General features: G+C 73.6%; 17 protein-coding genes. 7 read left to right on the top strand and 10 right to left on the bottom strand.

From position 1 onward, the window contains the following. The first annotated feature begins 49 nt into the window (after positions 1-49). Entirely contained in the window at positions 50-1,354 is a 1,305-nt protein-coding gene (locus ACIPWA_RS00085) for an MFS transporter (RefSeq protein ID WP_400287523.1), read from the top strand. On the opposite strand, the gene ACIPWA_RS00080 is transcribed toward ACIPWA_RS00085, so the two are convergent. Next, positions 1,275-1,820: a hypothetical protein gene (locus ACIPWA_RS00080; protein WP_400287521.1), complete on the bottom strand. Its 546-nt coding sequence runs from the start codon at positions 1,818-1,820 to the stop codon at positions 1,275-1,277. The two genes, ACIPWA_RS00085 and ACIPWA_RS00080, sit on opposite strands and share 80 nt — an antisense overlap. 384 nt (positions 1,821-2,204) lie before the next feature. Further along, positions 2,205-2,849 carry a LysE family translocator gene (locus tag ACIPWA_RS00075; protein ID WP_056649407.1) on the bottom strand — a complete coding sequence of 215 codons (645 nt, stop codon included), beginning with the start codon at positions 2,847-2,849 and terminating at the stop codon, positions 2,205-2,207. Positions 2,850-3,001: 152 nt separating this feature from the next. Here ACIPWA_RS00075 and ACIPWA_RS00070 point away from each other — a divergent pair, with 152 nt between their 5' ends. Then, positions 3,002-3,373 carry a YybH family protein gene (locus tag ACIPWA_RS00070; RefSeq protein ID WP_068627260.1) on the top strand — a complete coding sequence of 124 codons (372 nt, stop codon included), beginning with the start codon at positions 3,002-3,004 and terminating at the stop codon, positions 3,371-3,373. Between the two features lie 40 nt (positions 3,374-3,413). Continuing rightward, the gene (locus tag ACIPWA_RS00065; protein WP_400287518.1) at positions 3,414-4,658 is read left to right on the top strand and encodes a low temperature requirement protein A; all 1,245 of its coding nucleotides are present in this window, start codon (positions 3,414-3,416) and stop codon (positions 4,656-4,658) included. Here the strand turns inward: ACIPWA_RS00065 and ACIPWA_RS00060 are convergent. Beyond that, positions 4,573-5,340 carry a PAS and ANTAR domain-containing protein gene (locus tag ACIPWA_RS00060; RefSeq protein ID WP_400287516.1) on the bottom strand — a complete coding sequence of 256 codons (768 nt, stop codon included), beginning with the start codon at positions 5,338-5,340 and terminating at the stop codon, positions 4,573-4,575. The two genes, ACIPWA_RS00065 and ACIPWA_RS00060, sit on opposite strands and share 86 nt — an antisense overlap. 305 nt (positions 5,341-5,645) lie before the next feature. Between ACIPWA_RS00060 and ACIPWA_RS00055 the strand changes: the two genes are divergently transcribed. Next, the gene (locus ACIPWA_RS00055; RefSeq protein WP_331709588.1) at positions 5,646-5,834 is read left to right on the top strand and encodes a helix-turn-helix domain-containing protein; all 189 of its coding nucleotides are present in this window, start codon (positions 5,646-5,648) and stop codon (positions 5,832-5,834) included. 50 nt (positions 5,835-5,884) lie between these two features. On the opposite strand, the gene ACIPWA_RS00050 is transcribed toward ACIPWA_RS00055, so the two are convergent. The 3 genes from ACIPWA_RS00050 to ACIPWA_RS00040 form a co-directional block, all read right to left on the bottom strand. Next, positions 5,885-6,547: a histidine phosphatase family protein gene (locus tag ACIPWA_RS00050; protein WP_400287514.1), complete on the bottom strand. Its 663-nt coding sequence runs from the start codon at positions 6,545-6,547 to the stop codon at positions 5,885-5,887. A 128-nt stretch (positions 6,548-6,675) separates the two neighbouring features. Further along, the gene (locus ACIPWA_RS00045; protein WP_400287511.1) at positions 6,676-7,185 is read right to left on the bottom strand and encodes a hypothetical protein; all 510 of its coding nucleotides are present in this window, start codon (positions 7,183-7,185) and stop codon (positions 6,676-6,678) included. Positions 7,186-7,193: 8 nt separating this feature from the next. Continuing rightward, positions 7,194-8,270, bottom strand: coding sequence for an NAD-dependent epimerase/dehydratase family protein (locus tag ACIPWA_RS00040; protein WP_400287509.1), 1,077 nt, complete (start codon positions 8,268-8,270; stop codon positions 7,194-7,196). An 84-nt stretch (positions 8,271-8,354) separates the two neighbouring features. Between ACIPWA_RS00040 and ACIPWA_RS00035 the strand changes: the two genes are divergently transcribed. Next, entirely contained in the window at positions 8,355-8,756 is a 402-nt protein-coding gene (locus tag ACIPWA_RS00035) for a winged helix-turn-helix transcriptional regulator (protein ID WP_068707544.1), read from the top strand. 11 nt (positions 8,757-8,767) lie between these two features. On the opposite strand, the gene ACIPWA_RS00030 is transcribed toward ACIPWA_RS00035, so the two are convergent. Both ACIPWA_RS00030 and tmk read right to left on the bottom strand, forming a co-directional pair. Continuing rightward, complete coding sequence (locus ACIPWA_RS00030; protein ID WP_056649385.1) at positions 8,768-9,904, bottom strand: DNA polymerase III subunit delta'; 1,137 nt, start codon at positions 9,902-9,904, stop codon at positions 8,768-8,770. After that, positions 9,901-10,686, bottom strand: coding sequence for a dTMP kinase (gene tmk, locus ACIPWA_RS00025; protein ID WP_082608778.1), 786 nt, complete (start codon positions 10,684-10,686; stop codon positions 9,901-9,903). Before tmk ends, ACIPWA_RS00030 begins: the two co-directional genes overlap by 4 nt. Positions 10,687-10,752: 66 nt before the next feature. Between tmk and ACIPWA_RS00020 the strand changes: the two genes are divergently transcribed. Continuing rightward, positions 10,753-11,484, top strand: a complete 732-nt coding sequence (locus ACIPWA_RS00020; RefSeq protein ID WP_400287505.1) for an HAD-IA family hydrolase — start codon at positions 10,753-10,755, stop codon at positions 11,482-11,484. 8 nt (positions 11,485-11,492) lie between these two features. Here ACIPWA_RS00020 and ACIPWA_RS00015 read toward each other — a convergent pair whose 3' ends face one another. Next, positions 11,493-12,587, bottom strand: coding sequence for an FUSC family protein (locus tag ACIPWA_RS00015; RefSeq protein ID WP_400287503.1), 1,095 nt, complete (start codon positions 12,585-12,587; stop codon positions 11,493-11,495). Positions 12,588-12,656: 69 nt separating this feature from the next. Further along, positions 12,657-13,151, bottom strand: coding sequence for a MarR family winged helix-turn-helix transcriptional regulator (locus ACIPWA_RS00010; RefSeq protein ID WP_400287501.1), 495 nt, complete (start codon positions 13,149-13,151; stop codon positions 12,657-12,659). 88 nt (positions 13,152-13,239) lie between these two features. Here ACIPWA_RS00010 and ACIPWA_RS00005 point away from each other — a divergent pair, with 88 nt between their 5' ends. Next, positions 13,240-13,464 carry a hypothetical protein gene (locus ACIPWA_RS00005; RefSeq protein WP_056762982.1) on the top strand — a complete coding sequence of 75 codons (225 nt, stop codon included), beginning with the start codon at positions 13,240-13,242 and terminating at the stop codon, positions 13,462-13,464. Positions 13,465-13,622: the final 158 nt, after the last annotated feature.

Genomic DNA, 13,622 nt, shown 5'->3' with positions numbered 1-13,622 from the left:
GTCAAACATGCATTGGACGCAAGAGTCGGTGATTCCTAGCGTCGAGCGCATGACCACGACCCTGGTGCCCGCTCCCCTCCCACCCGCGGCGTGGACGGGCCACCGGCGCGGCTCCCGGGGATACCGCCGGACGGTCGTCGCGCTCGTGTGCGCAGGGGTCGCGACGTTCGCGCAGCTCTACTCACCTCAGGGGATCCTCCCGGTCGTCGCGGCCGACCTCGGGGTCTCGGCCCCGACCGCGTCCCTGACGGTCTCGGCCGCGACGCTCGGCCTCGCGCTCGCGGTCCTGCCCTGGTCCGTGGTCGCCGATCGCGTCGGGCGCGTGCGCGCCATGCGGGCCGCGCTCGTGGCCGCGAGCGCCCTGGGCGTCCTGGTGCCGTTCGCGCCCACGACCGAGCTGCTCGTCGCGGGCCGCTTCCTCGAGGGGGCCGCGCTCGGCGGGGTGCCGGCGCTCGCCGTCACGCTGCTGCACGAGGAAGTGCACGCCGCGCACACGGCCGTGGTCGCGGGGCTGTTCGTGGGCGGGGCGTCGGTGGGCGGGCTCGCGGGCCGGGTGCTCGCGGCGCCGGTCGCCGAGCTCGCGGGGTGGCGCGTGGGCCTCGCGACGGTGTCGGCGCTGTGCGCGGTCGCGACCGTGGCGTTCGTGCTGCTGGTTCCCCGCGCACGGGGCTTCTCGCCGGGCGGCGCGCGACTGCGCGAGGTGGGCGCGCTGGTGGCCGCCAACCTGCGCGACCGCGGCCTGCTCGTCCTGTACGCCAACGGCGCCCTGGTCATCGGCGGGTTCGTGACCATCTACAACTACCTGGGCTTCCGCCTCGAGGCCCCGCCCTACCTGCTGTCGCCCGCGATCACGTCGCTCGTGTTCTTCGCCTACCTGGGCGGGACGGTCTCGTCGAGGCTCGCGGGCAGCCTCACGGTCCGGTGGGGGCGCCGCCGCGTCCTGGCGGCGGCGGGGGCCGCGATGAGCGCGGGGGCGCTCCTGACGCTCGCCCCGCAGCTGCCCGTGATCCTGCTGGGTCTTGTGGTCCTGACGGCGGCGTTCTTCGGGGCGCACGCGGTCGCGTCGGGGTGGGTGGGGCACCGGGCGGTCGTGGGGCGGGCGCAGGCGACGTCGCTCTACAACGTCTTCTACTACGCGGCGTCGAGCCTGCTCGGCTGGCTCGGGGGCGTCGCGTGGGTCCACGCGGGGTGGACGGGCGTCGCTCTCTTCGTCGCCGGGGCGACGCTCGCGGCACCGCTGCTCGCGCTGGGGTCGCGGTCCCTGCACGAGCCCGCTACCGCGACGAGACGCGCAGCCCACCCTCAGAACCTGACACCGTCACCCGTCGCGGCAAGGAGCTCTTCGGCGTCGTGAGCTTGCCCCTCGCACCGTCGAGGTGCCATACCGCCTGAGCGCCGACGATCCCGTACCTCGTCCCGCCCGGGTCGTTCTCGGACCGGTCGAGGAAGATCACGTAGCGCTCCCCCGCGCGCGGGACGGGCGCGGCGTTGACATAGCGCCCGTCGTCCTGACGGATCGTGATGAGGTCGTCGGCGACCAGCGGGCCGTCGTCCGAGCTCACGACCCTGAGCTCGGTCACGACGAAGGGAGCCTCGCTGACGTGCTCGGTCCAGGTCTCCCCGGTCGGTTCGACGACGGCGACGTCCGTGGTCTCGACCGCCAGCTCCTCGAGCGACGAGTAGTCGTACATCAGATCGAGCTCCTCACCTCCGCGGGCCACGAGCGCGGCGTCGGAGGTCGTCCACCACACGGCCGCCCCCAGCACCACGACCGCAAGGACCGCGAGCCGGGTCCACATCCCCCGATCGGCCTCTTCCATCTCGTGCCCCCTCCAGCCCCCGAGCCCGCGACGGTGCCGGCTGCGCGCCGACCGTACCAGCGCCCGCGGCTCGTCGTCAGGGCACGGGCCTCGGCCCGACGGCGGAGCGCACCACCCGCACGTCACCACGCCTCTCCCCCGGTCAGGACCCGGGTGAGGCCGACCTGTGCGGTGAGCGGCGCCGTCGGGCCTCGCGGCGGGCGTGCCACTCCGTGAGGGGACCAACCGGTCCCTGCCGCCGACCCGCTCGACCTGGGCGACCCGCCCCTCTGTCGCCCGGACGCCCGACGACGTCGCCTCGTGGGCGAGCGAGACGATCGGCGCGCCGCCCTACGGGCCGTAGAGGTCCGCGGAGTACGAGGACGGAGCGGTCGCGGCGCGTCCTCATGCCGTCGCCGGGGCAGGCGCGTCCATCGCGAGCTTGACCCCCACCGCGCCCAGCAGCGTGCCGGTCGCGCGCCGCTGCCAGCGCATCCACGTGGGGCGCGAGCGCAAGAACACCGCGATGCTGCCCGCGGCCAGCACGATCCCCGCGTTGACGAGCACGCTCACCCCGATCTGCACGCCGCCCAGCACGAACCCCTGCCCCATGACGCTGCCTGCGGTCGGGTCGATGAACTGCGGGATGAGCGCGAGGTACATGATCGCGGCCTTGGGGTTGAGCAGGTTCGTGAGCAGGCCCATGCGGAAGAGGGTCGCGCGCGAGTCGCGCGGGAGGTCCTGCGCCTCGAACGGAGAGCGCCCACCCGGGCGCAGCGTCCTCCACGCGAGATAGAGGAGGTAGCACGCGCCCGCGACCTTCAGGCCGACGTACAGCCACGGCACCACGACGAAGACCGCTGCGAGGCCCACGTTCGCCAGGGTCATGTAGACCACGAACCCGGCCGCGGTCCCCGCGAGCGAGACCATGCCCGCCTGCCACCCCTGGCTGATGCTGCGCGAGACCAGGTAGACCATGTTGGGTCCGGGGGTCAGGACCATGCCCAGGGCGACCGCCGTCATGCCCAGGACCGCTGCCGTGCCGACCATGCCGGGCCTCCTTGTCGTCGGGTGGCGTGCGTGCGTCGCGACGATCGTGCCCGCCGAGAGCCATTGTGCCGGGGGCGGAGCCCGCACGACCAGGCGAATGCGGGCGCGCGCGGCCCGGACTACGGTCGAGGGACCGACGAGCGGAGGCACGCATGGACCACGAGGCCGTCATGACCTGGGTCGCCGCGTACGAGGCGGCCTGGCGCGAGGAGGACCTGCGCGCCGTCGAGACCCTGTTCACCGAGGACGCTCGCTACGCCCGCTCGCCCTACGACGAGCCCCTGCACGGCCACGGCGAGATCCGGGACTTCTGGCTCGTCGACTCCGGGGAGACGTTCACCCTGCGGGCCGCGCCCGTCGCGGTCGAGGGCACGACGGCCGTGGTGCGGCTCGAGGTCCGCTACGGCGGCCCCGAACCTCAGGAGTACCGGGACCTGTGGATCCTGCGCTTCGCGGACGACGGCCGCGTCGCGGACTTCGAGGAATGGGCCTACTGGCCCGGCAAGGCGTTCACCGTGGAGTGAGCGCGCGACGCCGCTCGCCCGGCGTGCGAGGATCGCGCCCATGAGCGCTCCCCCGACCGGCCAGCCCACGGCCCGCACACCGGGCACGTGGGGCATGCGCACCGACGTCCTGCGCCACGGGCACGGGCACGACTCGGACAAGGTCGGCTACATCGAGCTGTTCTTCGACCTCGTGTTCGTGTTCGCGGTCACCCAGCTCTCGCACTCGCTCATCGCCCACCCCGACGGCACCACCCTGGTCCAGACGCTCATCCTGGGGGCCGCGGTCTGGTACCTGTGGATCGACACCACCTGGGTCACCAACTGGCTCGACCCCGAGCGCCTGCCGGTGCGGACCCTGCTCCTCGTGCTCATGCTGCTGGGCCTGCTCATGTCGAGCGCGATCCCCGAGGCGTTCGGTGAGAAGGCCCTGCTGTTCGCGGGGACGTTCGTCGCCATCCAGGTGGGGCGCTCGGCCTGGACCACGTACGCGCTCCACCGGCACTGGCCCGAGAACGGCACGAACTTCGTGCGGATCACGGTCTGGCAGGTCACCTCGGGGATCTTCTGGGTCGCGGGCGCCCTGGTGCCCGACGACTCGTGGCGCCTGATCCTGTGGATCGTCGCGGTGCTCGTCGACTACGCCGGACCGCGGGCGCTCTTCCGGGTGCCCGTGCTGGGACCCACGGACCCCTCGACGTGGGTCGTGCGCGGCGAGCACATGGCCGAGCGCGTCGGCCTCTTCATCATCATCAGCCTGGGCGAGTCGATCATCGTCACGGGCACCGCGTTCGGCGACCTCGAGCTGAGCGCGACCGTGGTCCTCGCGTTCCTCGCGGCATTCGCCTCGACCGTGCTCATGTGGCTGCTGTACTTCGACCGTTCCGAACGGCGCGCGACCGCGTACTTCGCCGGCTCGGCCTCGACCGGCATGATCGCCCAGACCGCCTACACGTACGTCCCGTACCTGCTCGTGGTCGGGATCGTGCTCACGGCCGTGGCCGACGAGCTGGTGCTGCTGCACCCGCTCGGCCACGAGGGCTCAGGGCACGCCGACCCGTGGACGGCAGGGCTGATCTGCGGCGCGGGCATGGTCTACCTGGCGGGCAACACCCTGTTCCGGCGCGCGACCGGCGGATCCTGGTCGTTGCCCCACGTCGCGGGGGTCGGGGCCCTCGGGCTGCTCTACGCGACCTACCCGGTGCTGTCCCCGCTCGCGATCAACTGGATCTCGAACGGTGTCCTGCTCGCCGTGATCCTCGGTGACGTGGCGCGCTCCCGGCGAGCGGCGCCGTCGGGAGCCTGAGATCGGCAGGGAGCGTCGGGGTCGGCGGCGCGAAGAACGCGTCGAGGTCCTCCCGCGTCGCGGTGCTCCCCCCGAGATCCGCCATGCTCGCGATCAGTCGAGCAGCGATCGACCGCACGGGCTCGTTCGTGATGCTCGAGTGGTCGCGCAGCAGCGCGAACGCCTCGTCCTCGCTCAGGCCGTAGAGGACCATGACCGCGCCCTTGGCCTGCTCGATCGCGGCCCGGTGCGAGGCCGACGCCCTGATCTCGGCCGAGGCCTCCTCCCGGACGCGCGCGCCGTGGGTCTCCGTCAGGTCCATGAAGTACCCCGTGACCCGCGTGACGATCCCCGTCTCGTCGTCGAGGTCCCCCTGCCCCACCACGCCCAGGGTCCTGGTGCGGCCGTGGGCGTCGATGATCCGGTGGGTGCAGCTGAACGGCGTCCCACGGCTGGTCACCTCGGCGAGCACCCCCTGCACGCGCGACAGGTCGTCGGGGTGCTTGTGCGCGAGCATGAGCTCGGTCGTCGGGACGACCTCGCCCGGGACGAACCCGTGCATCGCGAACAGCTCGTCCGACCACCACCACTTCCCCGTCGGGACGTCGAGCACGTAGCGACCGACGGGCTGCGGTCCGTCGCCGCGCAGGACGGCGTCGAGCACCGCCTCGAGATCTCCGTCGGTCTCGTTCCTTGTCGTCACAGCACCACTCCCCCAGTGCGTCGCGATGAGCCGAATACTCCAGGGTGCCACGAGGCGCTGGATCCGACCGACTGCGCGCGAGCACTTCACCCGGCTACTCAGGCCTTCGGCGGAGCCTGCTGAGCACCCCGTGATTCCGCCGTGGCCCTACTCACCCGAACGGACCCTGGCACGTGAGTGGACCTGTGGTGCACCAGCATCGGGGAGAAATGGGTCGCCGACCTGCGGCCCGACCGAGCGGGCACGCGACGCGCGCCAGGAACCTGGGAGACACGATGGACCGGCCGGAACGACCCCACCAGCTCATGACCCCCGCAGAGGTCGCGCTCGTCTTCCGTGTCGGCCCTCAGACCGTGAGCCGGTGGGAGTCGCGCGGGCGGCTCTCCGCGATCCGGACGCTGGGTGGGCAGCGCCGGTACTACCGCGCCGAGATCGAGGCGATCGTCGGCGGACCGGTGGTCGTGCCGGACCCGACCCCGCCCGCAGCAGCCTGACGCGCCGTGACGCGCCGCGTGCCGGCCGGCCGGCCGGGCGGGCGCGGGCCTCAGGCCGAGACGGGTGCGGGCCGCGCCGCGACAGCGCCGTGCCCCGCGACGTCGACGCCCACGGCCACGACGCGCGCGACGCCGTCCGTGACCTCGACGGTCGAGACCGAGGCGTTCGGCAGCGCCGCGAGCCCCGACGGGTCGATCGTCGCGAGGTAGGCACCGAGCGTCAGCCCGTGCCCGACGACGAGCACGTTCCGGTCGTGGCCCGCCCCCGGCCCCGAGGCGTCGTCGTGCGCGGCCACGATGCGCCCGAAGACCCCGCGCACCCGGGCCATGAACTCGCCCCCCGGCTCGCCCCCGCCGACCCCGGGGTGCGTGCCCGCGAGCACCGCGGGCACGAGCACCGACCACGGCACGACCGCGTCGAGCTCGTGCTCGGGACGCCGCTCGAACGAGCCGAACGACAGCTCGCGCAGGTCGGCGTCGACCGTGATGGGCAGGTCGGGGTGGTGGCGCAGGATCTCCATGGCCGTGAGGACCGCGCGGCCCTGGGGCGAGGAGTACGCGGTGCCGAAGTCGTGCCGCGCCAGGTGCTGCGCGGTCACGCGCACCCCGGCGCGACCCGTGCGGGTCAGCGGGGAGTCGCACGCCCCCTGGAGGTGGCGGCGTGCGTTGAGGACGGTCTGCCCGTGGCGGACGAGCGTGAGCGTGAGGGTCATCGTCGTAGTGCCCTTTCCGGTGGTCCGGTGTCTTGTCGCTCGCGACACTAGCGCTGCCGCGCTACACGTCGACGACCACTGCGGGCCGTCCGTCCGACGATCAGGTGAACGTCGAGTGCCACCAGCGCTCAGTCCCGACGCCGCCGCGCCGCCTTCTGCAGGGCCGGCACCACGACTATGAGTCCGAGCCCTGCGACGATCCACCCCCAGCCGAGTTCCGGGTCGACGGGGGTGAGGACCTCCTCGAGCCCGGCGTCCGCGAGCCGAGCGAGGGACCCCTGCTGCTGGGCGAGCGCGGGCACGACGCCCACCGCGATCAGCACGATCCCGAGCCAGCGGGAGGTCGACGAGCCGTCCAGGACGGCCTGCGCTCCGCGTCCCCTGCGGCGAGCCAGCAGGTACCCGAGGAAGCATGCCGTCCCGACGAGCGCGAAGAACAGGATCAGGTCGATCTTGTCGAGCGGGCGGTGGAGATAGACGTCCGTCCATGGCATCGAGGTGCCCTCGACCGCGCTCACGGACATGCTCTCGCGCTCCTGTGCGGCACCGGTCGGGGAGATCGACCGCACATCGATGATCCCGAGCGGCCGGGTGAAGCCGTTGACCAGATGGATCAGGGCGACGCCCCAGGCGATCACCGCGCCCGTCAGCGCAAGAGCGCCGCCCTTCTCGCCGTGACGCCCGTCGGCTCCCCGTCGGTCGGTCGTCCGGGTGGAACCGTTGTCGGCCATTGCTTCGCTCTCGTCGCGGGGCAGGTCGCCACATCCTCCCGGAAGGCCGGGGTGAAGTCCATCGCCCCGGCCGTCGGGTCTCGGTGCGCAGACACGGCAGGCGCGTAGCTCCCGGTCTCGAGCTCCTCGACGAGCGAGGGGCGGCGCGGGCTCCAGCCCAGGGCGCGCGCACGCGTCACGGGCGCGACCCGCTGGTCGAGGAGCAGCGCGTCGGCGAAGGGCGCGCCGAGGCGCTCGCGGGTCGCGCCCTCGTCCTCTGGCCCGACGGCGCCACCCAGCCCCCCGGCACGGCTCGCCGCACGCGTCAGGTCGATGACGGAAGCAGACCCGTCGGCCGTGCCGAGGAGGCGGCCGGTCAGGCCCTGCTCGACCGCGAGCACGTAGAGCTCGGCGAGGTCGTCGACGTGGACCGTCGCCCAGCGCTGGGTGCCGCTGCCCACGAGGGTGAGGGATGCGCCGTCGGGCCCCTCGCTGCGCGGCGCACCCGCGACGATCCCCGGGATGCCCGCACCATGGCCGTAGACGACGCCGGGGACCACGACCGACCCGGCCACGCGCCCCTGGGCCGTGGCCGCGAGGAGCCGCTCCTCGATCGGGAGGCGCCACGCGACGATCGCGGGCGGGTCCAGGGGCGAGTCCTCGTCGATCGCTTCCCCGTTCCCGTAGACCCAGATGCCGCTCGTGTGGACGAACGGCCGGGCCGTGCCGTCGAACGTCGCGAGGACCGCGTCGACGACCGAGGCGTCGATCGTGGGGCTCGAGCCGTCGCTCGCGGCTGCGGCGTGGACCGCGGCGTCGGCGTCCGCGAGGAGCGTGGCGACCGCCGTGGTGTCCGTGAGGTCGACGACGGCCGGCGTCGCTCCCGCGGCCTCGACCGTGCGCGCAGACCCCTCGCTGCGGACCAGGGCCGTCACCTCGTGACCGCGAGCCACGAGCGCGGCGAGCACCGCGGACCCGATGTATCCCGTGCCGCCCGTCAGCAGAACCTTCATGTGAGCCTCCTCGTACCCGCCCCGACGGGGCGCCGACGACGCCCGGTGCGTCGCGATAGACCTGACGGTATCCAACGGGTACCAATGACTTCAACGTGCCATTATTACCTGGTGGATACTGTTGGATCGGTCGACGAAGTCCCCGACGTCTTCTCCCCGACCTGCCCCTCGCGGCTCGTGGTCGAGCGTCTCGGGGACAAGTGGACGCTGCTCGTCCTCATGGCGCTGCGGACCGGCGTGCTGCGGTTCGGGGAGCTGCGCGAGAAGATCGGCGCCGTGACCCCCAAGGTCCTCACACAGACGCTGCGCTCTCTCGAGCGCGACGGGATCGTGACGCGGACCGTCTACGCCGAGGTCCCCCCGCGCGTCGAGTACTCGCTCACGGGCCTGGGCCGCTCGCTCCTGGGCCCGGTCGACGCGATCCGCGCCTGGTCAGAGGCCAACGGCGAGCGGATCGTCGCCGCGCGCGAGGCGTCGACGGTCTGAGCGGTGGGCGCTCAGCCCTGCGGGCGCAGGGCGATCGCCATGGCCTCGAGCGCGAGCAGCGGCGCCACGTTGCCGTCGAGGCGCTCCCGGGCCACCCCGATCGCGTCCATGCGGCGCACGGTCTGCTCGGGGGTCGAGTCCTCGGCAAGGGCCTGCACGGTCTCCGCGAGCTCGGTGTTCACGAGGTCCACGTGAGCCCCGAGCTGGACCACGAGCACGTCGCGGTAGAGCGAGAGCAGGTCCAGCATCGCGCGGTCCAGGACGTCGCGCTGGTGACGGGTCGCACGGCGCTTCTGGTCCTTCTCGAGGTCCGTGAGCTGAGAGCGCAGCTTGGGCGGCATGACGCCCCCGGCCTCGACCCCCAGGGCGCGCAGTAGCTCGGCCTTCTCGACCGCGTCACGCTCCTCGGTCGCGGCCTTGGCCTCGGCCTGGGCGACCTCGACCAGCTCGCCCGCGGCGACCACGGCATCCCCGACGCCACGGATGCGACGCGCGATCGACAGGACCGAGGAGCGGCGCTCGCGCGCCTTGCCGTCCCGGGCCAGCCGGCGCGCCAGGCCGATGTGGCTCTGGGCGGCGCGCGCAGCGGCCTCGGCCACGACGGGGTCCACGCCGTCACGGGCGACGAGCAGACGGGCGACGGCCTCGACCGGCGGCACCCGCAGCGCCACGCCGCGGCACCGCGAACGGATCGTCACCAGGACGTCCTGCGGGCTGGGCGCGCACAGGATCCAGACCGTGCGGGGCGGCGGCTCCTCGATGGCCTTGAGGAGGACGTTGGTGGTGCGCTCGGCCATGCGGTCGGCGTCCTCCACGATGATGACGCGCCAGCGCCCCTGCGAGGGGCGGCGGCTGGCGACGCCCACCAGGTCACGCACCTCGCTGATCGCGATGGTCACCTTCTCGGTCGCGACGATCGTCACGTCCGCGTGGGTGCCCGCGAGGGTCGTGGTGCACGCCTGGCACACCCCGCACCCGCCCTGCTCGCACTGCAGCGCGGCCGCGAAGGCCCGCGCGGCGTTCGACCGGCCCGAGCCGGGCGGTCCCGTCAAGAGCCAGCCGTGCGTCATGGCCGCGGGGTCGGTCGCCGCGGCCGAGAGCAGCTCGACCGCGTGCTCCTGCCCCACGACGTCGTCCCAGACGGTCACGGGGCGCTCGTCCGCTCGGCCGGCCCCGGGGCGGGGTGCGTCACGGGAGACGTGACCGGCAGGTCCGCGAGGTCCGGGGCGTAGCCGATCGCGGAGTCGGAGTCGTCGAACCCGTCGTCGGGCAGCGCCTCGACCGTGTCCTCGGCCTCCTCGACCACGGGCGTGAGCTCGAGCCGGACCGCGAGGTCCACCCGGATCTGGGCCTGGATGTCCTCGATCGAGGCGGTCGCGTCGATCACGACCCACCGCTCGGGGTCCGCGGCAGCACGCGACAGGAACGCCTCGCGCGTGCGCCGGTGGAAGTCGAGACCGGCGCTCTCGAGACGGTCCGGCTTCCCCTGGAGACGCTCGGCCGCGACGGCCGGGTCCAGGTCCAGCAGGACGGTCACGTGGGGCATGAGCCCCTGGACGGCCCACAGCGAGATGAGCTCGACCTCGTCGACACCGAGCTCCCGCCCGCCCGCCTGGTAGGCGACCGACGAGTCGAGGTAGCGGTCCGTCACGACGACCGCGCCGCGCTCGAGCGCGGGGCGGACCAGGTGGGCGACGTGGTGCGCGCGGTCCGCGGCGTAGATGAGGGCCTCGGTGCGAGCGTCCATGTCCCGGCCGTGCAGCACGGCCTGGCGCAGCTCGACACCCAGCTCCGTGCCCCCGGGCTCGCGCGTCAGCACGACCTCGCGGCCGGTCAGCTCGCCCAGCCACTCCCCCAGGAGGCGGGACTGGGTGGACTTGCCGACGGCGTCGCCGCCCTCGAACGAGATGAAGTAACCGGGTGTGCTCACGCGCCCACGATAGTCGGGCCGCCTGACACCCGTCGGGCAGCCCGGCACGGCCGGTAGCCTCGGGGCATGTCCGTCCTCCCCGTACCCAGCCCCGACCTCCCCGAGCCTCCCGCGCTCCCGACGCCGGGCGACGCGTTCGCCGGGCGCACGTTCGACGCGATCCTGTTCGACATGGACGGCACCCTGATCGACTCGGTGCCCGCCGTGGACCGCAACTGGCGCCGGTGGGCGCACGAGTACGGGCTGCCGGACGCCGACTCGTTCCAGATCGAGCACGGCACCCCCGCCCGCACCTTCATCGCGCGGCTCCTGCCGGCCGACCAGGTCGAGGAGGCGTACGAACGGATCCACGACCTCGAGCTCAACGACAACGAGGGCGTGCGGATCCTGCCCGGCACGGTCGACGCGTTCGCGTCCCTGCCGGCCACGCGCCAGGCGATCGTCACGTCGTGCACGCGGCCGCTCGCCGCGGCGCGCATCGGGGCGTCAGGCCTGGTGCCGCCCGCGGTCGTCGTCACGGCCGACGACGTCACGCACGGCAAGCCCGACCCCGACCCGTTCCTGCTGGGCGCCGAGCGCCTGGGCGTCGACCCGTCGCGGTGCCTCGTGGTCGAGGACGCGCCCGCCGGGGTCACGGCCGGACGGGCGGCCGGGTGCGCGGTGCTCGTCGTCGAGGGCACGCACTCGCTCGAGCAGCTCGCCGGTGCCGCCGTGGCCCCCGACGCGGGGGCGAGCGGGCTCGACCAGGTGCGCTTCGCCGTCGGGCAGGACGGGTCGATCAGCGTGACCGACGCCTGACGCACGGACTACTCCCCCGCGACCACCGCGACACCCCGCCGGATCGCGAGGACCGTCGCTCCCGCGACGAAGTAGTCCTCCTCCGAGCCGCTCCGCACGTCGCGGACCGCATGCCGCAACGCGTCGGTAGTCCGCTCGACGCGCGACACGCGCTCGGGGTCCGCGACCGCCCCTGTCATGGACCGGACCGCGTCCGCGTAGGCGCGCAGGGCGTCCCTCGCCAGAGGGCGCAGCGGCTCTCCGAAGGCGAGGTCGTCCCGGTCCTGCGTCTCCCAGCTCGTGATCAGGCGCGTCAGGTCTCCCACGACCGACGACGTGAGCGAGAGAGCCTGGGCCTGGACTCCTTGCGTGCGCGACGTCTCGGCGTACCGCCTCGCCCGACGGTTGGCGCGCAACGCGTCCTCCGTGCGCGCCGCGGACTGCCGCGAGACGTCGATCACGGGCCCCAGCGTCAGGCGCCGCTCGTCCCACTCCTCGGGCGACGGGGCTGCGCCCCGGTCGAGGCCGTCGGCCAGGTGGTCGAGCTGGTCGGCGAGCGCCTCGCGCAGCCTGCCGAGGGCCACGTCCGAGGCAGCGAGCGGGAGGGGAGGGAACAGCAGGTTGATCCCGATCCCCACCAGGGCCCCGACGACCACGAGCCCCGCGTAGGCCCCGACGTACCCCACCTTGTCCGCGTTGCCGATGATCAGGACGAACAAGGCCGAGGTGACGGCCCACGAACCCATGTCACCCAGGACGCCCCAGCCTGCGACCAGGATCGCGATCGCGACGACGAGTGCGATCGACAGCGCGCTGGGGGCGAGGAGCAGGTCGGCCAGACGAGCGATGACGGCTCCCGCCAGGATCGCGCCCACCGCCTGAAGGGACTCCCGGACGGACCGGGCGACGGTGCTCGTCGTCGCGACGACCGCACCCAGCGGGGCGTAGTAGGGGTAGTCCGAGAACGGCTCCGGCATGACGATCCCCACGAGCCATGCCGCGGCAGCCGCGACGGCTCCGCGCACCGCCATGGCCCATCGGGGATGGAGATGCCACTGCCTCAGAGCCGCGGTCACCATGGTCCTCACGCGCGTCGGACGGTCGGGGACAGCAGGTGCACTCATCACCGCACCCTAGGCACGCCGTGGACCTGGTCGCAGCGGCGAGGCCGAGGGCGCGACCGCCCGAGCCTGCTAGATCACACCCGCCCGCAGGGCCGCGGCCACGACCTTCGAGGCCGCCGCGTGGACCTCGACGAGCTCGTCGAGGGTCAGGCCCGTCGCGGCGGTGATCGCGGGCGGGACGTGCTCGGCCTGGTCGCGCAGCTCGCGACCGGCCGGGGTCAGCGTGACGTCGACGACCCGGCCGTCGTGCTCGTTGCGCGACCGGGTGAGGTACCCCGTGGTCTCCAGACGGCGGACGAGCGGCGAGAGCGTGCCGGGGTCCAGGTGGAGCCGGTCCGCGAGCGACGTGGCCGTGGTGCGCTCACCGGCCGCCGCGTCCTGCCACAGGGCCAGCATCACGAGGTACTGCGGGTGAGTCAGGCGCAGGGGCTCGAGCAGAGGCTTGTACATGGCGACCATGGCACGCGCCCCCGCGGACAGCGCGAAGCAGACCTGCGACTCAAGAGCGAGGGGGTCGTGGCCGCTGCGGGCGGGCGTTGCGGCGCTCTCGGTCGAGGTGGTCATGTCGCCATGGTAGCCAGATCTCGCCTATGCTTGGTACACCAATCATTGGTGCACCATGCAGTTGCACCGTTCTCGTGAGGAGAGGCGCATGGCCGACAAGCAGCGACGACGCCCCCTGGGCCTGCGCATGACCGAGACGTTCCTGCCGATCTTCGGCCCCGCCCAGGTCGGGAAGCAGGGCTCTCCCGGGCGCGGCGTCTCCGCGGCCGAGGCCGAGCGCGACCGCGAGCTCAAGACGCGCTTCGAGTACGTGACGGGTCCGGACGGCCGCAGCTACGTCGTCGAGCACACGGACGAGCCGACCGCGGGCTGAGCCCCGCGCCCGGCGAGAACGGGGTCGGGGGGGGGGGGGGGGGGCGGCCGGCCCCCCCCCCCCGCGGGGCCCCCCCCCCCGGCCCCCCCCCCCCCCCCCGGGGGGGGGCCCCCCCCCCCCCCCCCGGGGCCCCCCCCCCCCCCCCCCCCCCCCCCCCC

It is taken from the genome of Oerskovia enterophila, assembly GCF_044748475.1.
GTDB classification, from domain to species: domain Bacteria; phylum Actinomycetota; class Actinomycetes; order Actinomycetales; family Cellulomonadaceae; genus Oerskovia; species Oerskovia enterophila.
Note: the sequence above shows the minus strand (reverse complement) of the source record. Positions and strands in the feature narration are given on the sequence as shown.

What these genes read in the sequence shown, in the direction of transcription:
- ACIPWA_RS00085 (WP_400287523.1), top strand. Translation starts at nt 50, where the DNA reads ATGACCACGACCCTGGTGCCCGCTCCCCTCCCACCCGCGGCGTGGACG.
- ACIPWA_RS00080 (WP_400287521.1), bottom strand. Translation starts at nt 1,820, where the DNA reads ATGGAAGAGGCCGATCGGGGGATGTGGACCCGGCTCGCGGTCCTTGCG.
- ACIPWA_RS00075 (WP_056649407.1), bottom strand. Translation starts at nt 2,849, where the DNA reads ATGGTCGGCACGGCAGCGGTCCTGGGCATGACGGCGGTCGCCCTGGGC.
- ACIPWA_RS00070 (WP_068627260.1), top strand. Translation starts at nt 3,002, where the DNA reads ATGGACCACGAGGCCGTCATGACCTGGGTCGCCGCGTACGAGGCGGCC.
- ACIPWA_RS00065 (WP_400287518.1), top strand. Translation starts at nt 3,414, where the DNA reads ATGAGCGCTCCCCCGACCGGCCAGCCCACGGCCCGCACACCGGGCACG.
- ACIPWA_RS00055 (WP_331709588.1), top strand. Translation starts at nt 5,646, where the DNA reads ATGACCCCCGCAGAGGTCGCGCTCGTCTTCCGTGTCGGCCCTCAGACC.
- ACIPWA_RS00050 (WP_400287514.1), bottom strand. Translation starts at nt 6,547, where the DNA reads ATGACCCTCACGCTCACGCTCGTCCGCCACGGGCAGACCGTCCTCAAC.
- ACIPWA_RS00040 (WP_400287509.1), bottom strand. Translation starts at nt 8,270, where the DNA reads ATGAAGGTTCTGCTGACGGGCGGCACGGGATACATCGGGTCCGCGGTG.
- ACIPWA_RS00035 (WP_068707544.1), top strand. Translation starts at nt 8,355, where the DNA reads ATGACTTCAACGTGCCATTATTACCTGGTGGATACTGTTGGATCGGTC.
- ACIPWA_RS00020 (WP_400287505.1), top strand. Translation starts at nt 10,753, where the DNA reads ATGTCCGTCCTCCCCGTACCCAGCCCCGACCTCCCCGAGCCTCCCGCG.
- ACIPWA_RS00015 (WP_400287503.1), bottom strand. Translation starts at nt 12,587, where the DNA reads ATGAGTGCACCTGCTGTCCCCGACCGTCCGACGCGCGTGAGGACCATG.
- ACIPWA_RS00010 (WP_400287501.1), bottom strand. Translation starts at nt 13,151, where the DNA reads ATGACCACCTCGACCGAGAGCGCCGCAACGCCCGCCCGCAGCGGCCAC.
- ACIPWA_RS00005 (WP_056762982.1), top strand. Translation starts at nt 13,240, where the DNA reads ATGGCCGACAAGCAGCGACGACGCCCCCTGGGCCTGCGCATGACCGAG.